This is a genomic window from Streptomyces sp. NRRL WC-3742 (genome assembly GCF_000720635.1).
Classification (GTDB): Bacteria; Actinomycetota; Actinomycetes; order Streptomycetales; family Streptomycetaceae; genus Kitasatospora.
In genome coordinates, this window is the sequence record NZ_JOCF01000053.1 from 51,454 (window position 1) to 57,579 (window position 6,126).

Annotated in this window: 4 protein-coding genes, 1 tRNA gene and 1 pseudogene; 1 reads left to right on the forward strand and 5 read right to left on the reverse strand. The window is 71.4% G+C overall.

Annotated features, from left to right (window positions below):
* The 4 genes and pseudogenes from IH61_RS0126820 to IH61_RS0126835 all read right to left on the reverse strand — a co-directional run bounded on the left by IH61_RS0126820 (position 1) and on the right by IH61_RS0126835 (position 5,161).
* Positions 1–1,293 carry a homoserine dehydrogenase gene (locus IH61_RS0126820; protein WP_031074320.1) on the reverse strand — a complete coding sequence of 431 codons (1,293 nt, stop codon included), beginning with the start codon at positions 1,291–1,293 and terminating at the stop codon, positions 1–3.
* A gap of 137 nt (positions 1,294–1,430) precedes the next feature.
* Positions 1,431–2,822 carry a diaminopimelate decarboxylase gene (gene lysA / locus IH61_RS0126825; RefSeq protein ID WP_031074322.1) on the reverse strand — a complete coding sequence of 464 codons (1,392 nt, stop codon included), beginning with the start codon at positions 2,820–2,822 and terminating at the stop codon, positions 1,431–1,433.
* 93 nt (positions 2,823–2,915) lie between these two features.
* Positions 2,916–4,577: an arginine--tRNA ligase gene (argS, locus tag IH61_RS0126830; protein ID WP_031074324.1), complete on the reverse strand. Its 1,662-nt coding sequence runs from the start codon at positions 4,575–4,577 to the stop codon at positions 2,916–2,918.
* A 97-nt stretch (positions 4,578–4,674) separates the two neighbouring features.
* Positions 4,675–5,161, reverse strand: a pseudogene (locus IH61_RS0126835) (response regulator).
* 111 nt (positions 5,162–5,272) lie between these two features.
* On the opposite strand from IH61_RS0126835, the gene IH61_RS0126840 reads away from it, so the two are divergent.
* Positions 5,273–5,344 (forward strand) — tRNA-Arg (locus IH61_RS0126840).
* 81 nt (positions 5,345–5,425) lie between these two features.
* Here the strand turns inward: IH61_RS0126840 and IH61_RS0126845 are convergent.
* Positions 5,426–6,126 (reverse strand): trypsin-like serine peptidase (locus tag IH61_RS0126845; protein WP_037973400.1); only part of this gene is annotated, 701 nt, incomplete at its 5' end.

The window sequence follows — 6,126 nt, forward strand, 5'->3', positions numbered from 1 at the left end:
TTATTCCCCTTCGACCCGCATGATGCTGGCCACGTCCCGCACGCTGTCCAGCGCGCGGAGCTTGTCGACCGTCGCCGACAGCGCGGCGTCGGTGGCACGGTGGGTGACGACGACGAGCGAGGCGTCCCCGTCACGGCCCTGCTGGCGCACGGTGTCGATGGAGACGCCGTGCTCGGCGAAGACGGACGCGACCTGGGCGAGCACGCCCGCCCGGTCGTCCACGTCCAGGCTGACGTGGTAGCGGGTGACGACCTCGCCCATGGGCTTGGCGGGCAGCCGGGTGTACACCGAGTCACCGGGGCCGGGGGCGCCCGCCAGCTTGTTGCGGCAGACGGCGACGAGGTCGCCGAGCACCGCGGAGGCGGTCGGGGAGCCGCCCGCGCCGGGGCCGTAGAACATCAGCCGGCCGGCGGCCTCGGCCTCGACGAACACCGCGTTGTACGCCTCGCGGACGGAGGCCAGCGGGTGCGAGAGCGGGATCATCGCCGGGTGGACGCGCGCGGTGACGGACTCGTTGTCCGCCGCCCGCTCGCAGATGGCGAGCAGTTTGACGACGCAGCCCATCTCCTTGGCGGAGGCGATGTCGGCGGCGGTCACCTCGGTGATGCCCTCGCGGTAGACGTCCGCGGCGGTCACCTTGGTGTGGAAGGCGATGCCGGCCAGGATCGCGGCCTTGGCGGCGGCGTCGAAGCCCTCGACGTCGGCGGTCGGGTCGGCCTCGGCGTAGCCGAGCGCGGTGGCCTCCTCCAGCGCCTCCGAGTAGCCGGCGCCGCTGGTGTCCATCTTGTCGAGGATGAAGTTGGTGGTGCCGTTGACGATGCCCAGCACCCGGTTGACCTTGTCCCCCGCGAGGGACTCGCGCAGCGGGCGCAGCAGCGGGATCGCGCCGGCCACCGCGGCCTCGTAGTACAGGTCGACCCCGGCCGCGGCGGCGGCCGCGTGCAGCTCGGTGCCGTCCTGGGCGAGCAGCGCCTTGTTGGCGCTGACCACCGAGGCGCCCTGCTTGAAGGCGGACAGGATCAGGGACTTGGAGGGCTCGATCCCGCCGACCACCTCGACCACCACGTCGATGTCGCCCCGGTTGATCAGGGCCTCGGCGTCGGTGGTGATGAGGTGCTCGGGTACGCCGGGGCGGGTCCGCCCGGCCCGGCGTACCGCGATTCCGGCGAGTTCGACCGGGGCACCGATGCGAGCGGTGAGGTCGTCGGCCGTCGTCGTCATGATGCGCGCCACCTCGGAGCCCACCACACCACAACCCAGCAACGCCACCTTCAGCGGGCGCGTACGCATCATCCGACTCCGCTCTGCATTCATCGTGCTTCGGTAATTCCGGCGGTTTTCAGGGGCCGCCGGACCCTTCGGTCCGTACCAGTCTCGGGGACTCTCCGCACGGATCTACGGCCGTTCCATGATCTGAGACGAGAATTTCGTCATCCGATATCGAGGCGCAGGAGATCCTCCTCCGTCTCGCGCCGGACGATCACCCGGGCCGCGCCGTCCTTGACGGCGAGCACGGGGGGCCTGAGGGCGTGGTTGTAGTTGCTCGACATCGAGCGGCAGTAGGCGCCGGTGGCGGGGACCGCGATCAGGTCGCCCGGGGCCAGGTCGGAGGGCAGGAAGGCGTCCTTGACCACGATGTCGCCGGACTCGCAGTGCTTGCCGACCACCCGGACCAGCATCGGGTCCGCGTCGCTGGTGCGCGACACCAGGGCCACCGAGTACTCCGCGTCGTACAGCGCCGTGCGGATGTTGTCGGACATGCCGCCGTCCACGCTGACGTAGGTGCGCAGGCCCTCGAGCGGCTTGACGGTGCCGACCTCGTACAGCGTGAACGCCGTCGGGCCGACGATCGCGCGGCCCGGCTCCACGCTCAGCCGGGGGGCGCGCAGGTCCGCTGCGGCGCACTCGCGGCGCACGATCTCCGTCAGGGCGACGGCGATCTCGGCGGGCTCGCGCGGGTCGTCCTCGCTGGTGTAGGCGATGCCCAGGCCCCCGCCGAGGTCGATCTCGGGCAGCTCGACGCCGTGCTCGTCGCGGATCCCGGCCAGCAGGCCGACCACGCGGCGGGCGGCCACCTCGAAGCCCGCCATGTCGAAGATCTGCGAGCCGATGTGCGAGTGGATGCCGCGCAGTTCGAGGCTGTCGTGGCCGAGCACCCGGCGCACGGCCTCGGCGGCGGCACCGCCGCTCAGGGAGAGCCCGAACTTCTGGTCCTCGTGCGCCGTGGCGATGAACTCGTGGGTGTGCGCCTCCACGCCGACGGTGATCCGGATCAGCACCTGCTGGCGCACGCCCTGCCGGGCGGCGATCGCGGCCAGGCGCTCGATCTCCTGGTAGGAGTCGACCACGATGTGGCCGACGCCGGTCTTCACCGCGTGCTCCAGCTCGTCCACGGTCTTGTTGTTGCCGTGCAGCGCGATCCGCTCCGGCGGCATCCCGGCGGCCAGCGCCACCGCCAGCTCACCGGTGCTGCACACGTCGACGTTCAGGCCCTCCTCGTGCAGCCAGCGCACGACCGCCTTGGAGAGGAACGCCTTTCCGGCGTAGTAGACGTCCGCTTCGGTGCCGAAGGCGTCGCGCCACGCACGGGCCCGGCTGCGGAAGTCCTCCTCGTCCATCACGTAGGCCGGGGTGCCGAACTCGGCCGCGATGCGCTTGACGTCCATCCCGCCGACGGTGACCACGCCCTCGGCGTCGCGGGCGACGGTGCGCGACCAGACCTTCGGGTCCAGGGCGTTCAGGTCGGCCGGCGGGGCCTGGTAGTGGCCCTCGGGCAGGACGTCGCCGTGGCGGGGACCTGCGGGGTGTGCGGAGCGACTCATCTTCCCGATTCCTTCGAGACTTCATGGCGAGGGGCGGCCGCCGGTCCCCGTTGACCGGTCAGCCGCCCCCGATGCGCGCTTGGGGGGTGGTGCCTACATCCGCTCGGGCGCCGACACGCCCAGGAGCGTCAGACCGTTGGCGAGCACGGTGCGCGTCGCCTCGACCAGCCAGAGGCGGGCCCGGTGCGTGTCCGTGAGCTCCTCGTCGCCCTTGGGCAGGAACATGCAGTTCTCGTACAGGCGGTGGTACTTGCCCGCGAGGTCCTCCAGGTACCGCGCGACCCGGTGCGGCTCGCGCAGCTCGCCGGCCGTGGCCAGCACGCGCGGGAACTCGGCGAGGTGGCCGAGCACGTCGGACTCCCACTCGGTGGCGAGCAGTTCGGGTTTGAAATCCTCGGCCGAGCCCTTGTCCACGCCCAGCTCCGCGGCCTTGCGGGCCACGCCGCACATGCGGGTGTGCGCGTACTGGACGTAGTAGACCGGGTTCTCGTTGGTCTGGCTCGTCAGGACGTTGATGTCCAGCGTGATCGTCGAGTCCGTGGAGGAGCGCGCGAGGGTGTAGCGGGCGGCGTCCACACCGATCCAGTCGACGACGTCGTCGATGGTGATGATGTTGCCGGCCCGCTTCGACATGCGGACCTCTTCGCCGTCGCGGAGCATCTTCACGAACTGGCCGATGCGGACCTCGATGTTGCGGTCCATGTCGTCGCCCGCGCAGGCCACGATCGCCCTGAGGCGGTTGACGTAGCCGTGGTGGTCGGCGCCCAGCATGTAGACCGCGACCTCGGCGCCGCGGTCCCGCTTGGACAGGTAGTACGCGGCGTCGGCGGCGAAGTAGGTCGTGTCGCCGTCCGCCTTGACCAGGACGCGGTCCTTGTCGTCGCCGAAGTCGGTGGTGCGCAGGAAGACCGCGCCGTCCTGCTCGAAGACGTGGCCCTGCTCGCGCAGCCGGTCCATCGCCTTCTCGACGGCGCCGGAGTCGTGCAGCGACTTCTCGGAGAACCAGACGTCGAAGTGGGTGCCGAACTCCTCCATCGAGCGCTTGATCTCGGCGACCATCAGCGCCAGGCCCTGGGTGCGGAACACCTGGAGCTGCTCGTCCTCGGGCAGGTCGAGCACGCCGGGGACGGCGTCGGTGATCGCCTTGGCGATGTCGACGATGTACTCGCCGACGTAGCCGTCCTCGGGGGCCTTGCGACCGTTCGCGGCGGCCTGGAGGGAGGCGGCGAACTTGGAGATCTGCACGCCGGCGTCGTTGAGGTAGTACTCGGTGGTGACCTCGGCGCCGGAGGCGCGCAGCACGCGGGCCAGCGAGTCGCCGACCGCGGCCCAGCGGACACCGCCGATGTGGATCGGGCCCGTCGGGTTGGCGGAGACGAACTCCAGGTTGATCTTCAGGCCCTCGAGCGCGTCGTTGCGGCCGTACTCCGCGCCGGCCTCCACGACGGTGCGTGCGAGCGCGCCGGCGGTGGCGGTGTCCAGGGTGATGTTCAGGAAGCCCGGACCGGCGATGTCGACCTTGGCGACGCCGGTGATCCCTCGCAGACGCTCGGCCAGTCCCTCGGCGATGACGCGCGGCGGCTTGCCGGCCGCCTTCGCGAGCTGGAGGGCCACGTTCGTCGCGTAGTCGCCGTGGTCCCGGTTCTTGGGCCGTTCGACCGTCACGTGCTCGGGCACGGCGACGGCCAGCTCGCCCGCCTCGACGGCGGAGCTCACTGCGGCCTGGATTGCCTGGGAAAGGTCTGCGGGGGTCACGACGCCAAGCGTAGGCGAGACAGGGGTGCCGTCCGCCACTCGGTTTGTCCTGTGAGACCGGCGGTGAGACCGGTGCCGCGCCGTCGCAGTGGGGGCGTCAGCCGCGATCGGTGCGCTCTGTTCGCTCAGGGCGAAACCGTTCGTGCTGTTCGTCCTGCCCCTTGAGCCTCATCAGCCTCCGGACGAGGGCGACGAGGTCGGCCGGGTCGAAGGGCTTGCCGAGGTAGCCGTCGACGCCGACCGTCTCCCCCAGGTCCAGGTCCGCCGGGGTGCAGGCGCTGACGATCGCGATCGGCAGGTCGCTCGTGTCCGGGGTCGCGCGCAGCCGGGCCGCCGTCCGCAGGCCGTCCAGCCGGGGCATCACCACGTCCAGGGTCACCACGTCCGGCTTGACCCGGCGGATGACCTCCAGGCACTCGGCGCCATCGGCTGCGGTCACGACCTCGAAGCCTTCGAGCTCCAGGTTGACCCTGATCAGCTGGCGGATCACCTCGCTGTCGTCCACCACGAGGACCCGCCCGGACACTCCCGACACCTCACCGAGGGTATCGGCGGGCCCCCCGGCGCGTCCGGCCTTTGGGCACTTCCGCCCCCGGGGCCCGCACCGGCCGGGCCGGGAAACCCGTGCACGGAGCACAGTCCGGGCCTGGTAGTGTTCTCCACGTCGGAAGCGCGAGCGACCGGCAGGCCGTCAGGCCCCCGTAGCTCAGGGGATAGAGCACCGCCCTCCGGAGGCGGGTGCGTAGGTTCGAATCCTACCGGGGGCACTTCGCAGTAGGTGCAACAGAGGCTCAGGTCAGTGGAGTTGGTCCACGGATCTGGGCCTTTTCCGTGTCCCCCGCCGGGCCTCAGCCGCCCTCGACCTGGGCGTAGAGGGCCGCGATGGTGTGGTCGAAGTAGGCGCTGTACGAGGTGTCGTCGGTGTCGCCGCCCTGCTGGTAGCCGCCGATCGCGCCGACGACGTCGCCGGTGGCGGTGTTGATCCACGGGCCGCCGCTGGTGCCGGCCGGGTAGGACGAGCACTGGACGGAGCGCTGGTAGGCGCTCTGCTGGTCGGTGGTGTTGGTGCAGAGGCTGGGCGTCTCGGAGCCCGCCGGGTAGCCGTAGAGGCGGACGGTGGCGCCGAAGGGCTCGTCGGTGCCGAGCTTGTTGCCGCCGACGACGTCCTCGACCCTGCGGCCGTTGTTGGGCGCCGTCTCCAGGATGGCGAAGTCCTCGTCCACATCGGCCTTCTGGGACCAGCCGGTGGTGGTGTGGATCGCCGTGACCTGCCAGGTGCCGTACGGGGCGTTGCCGTCGCGGTAGCCGGGGGCGAAGGTGACGCCGTCGGTGCTGGTCAGGCAGTGGGCGGCGGTGAGCAGCAGGTTGCCGCCGCCGCTGTGCAGCACGCTGGCGGTGCAGAAGTGGTTGCCGGCCGTGACGGAGCCGGTGAACAGCGCGCCGACGGTGGCGCTCTCGCGGGCGTCGGCGGGGGCGGGGGCGGTAACGCCGAAGCCGGCGGTGCGCTGGGTGGGGACGGCGGCCGGGGTCGTCGCGGCGGGGGTCGGGG

Bases quoted from the DNA above. Each gene is read 5' to 3' on its own strand.
- IH61_RS0126820 (WP_031074320.1), bottom strand. From the start codon at position 1,293: ATGATGCGTACGCGCCCGCTGAAGGTGGCGTTGCTGGGTTGTGGTGTG.
- lysA (WP_031074322.1), bottom strand. From the start codon at position 2,822: ATGAGTCGCTCCGCACACCCCGCAGGTCCCCGCCACGGCGACGTCCTG.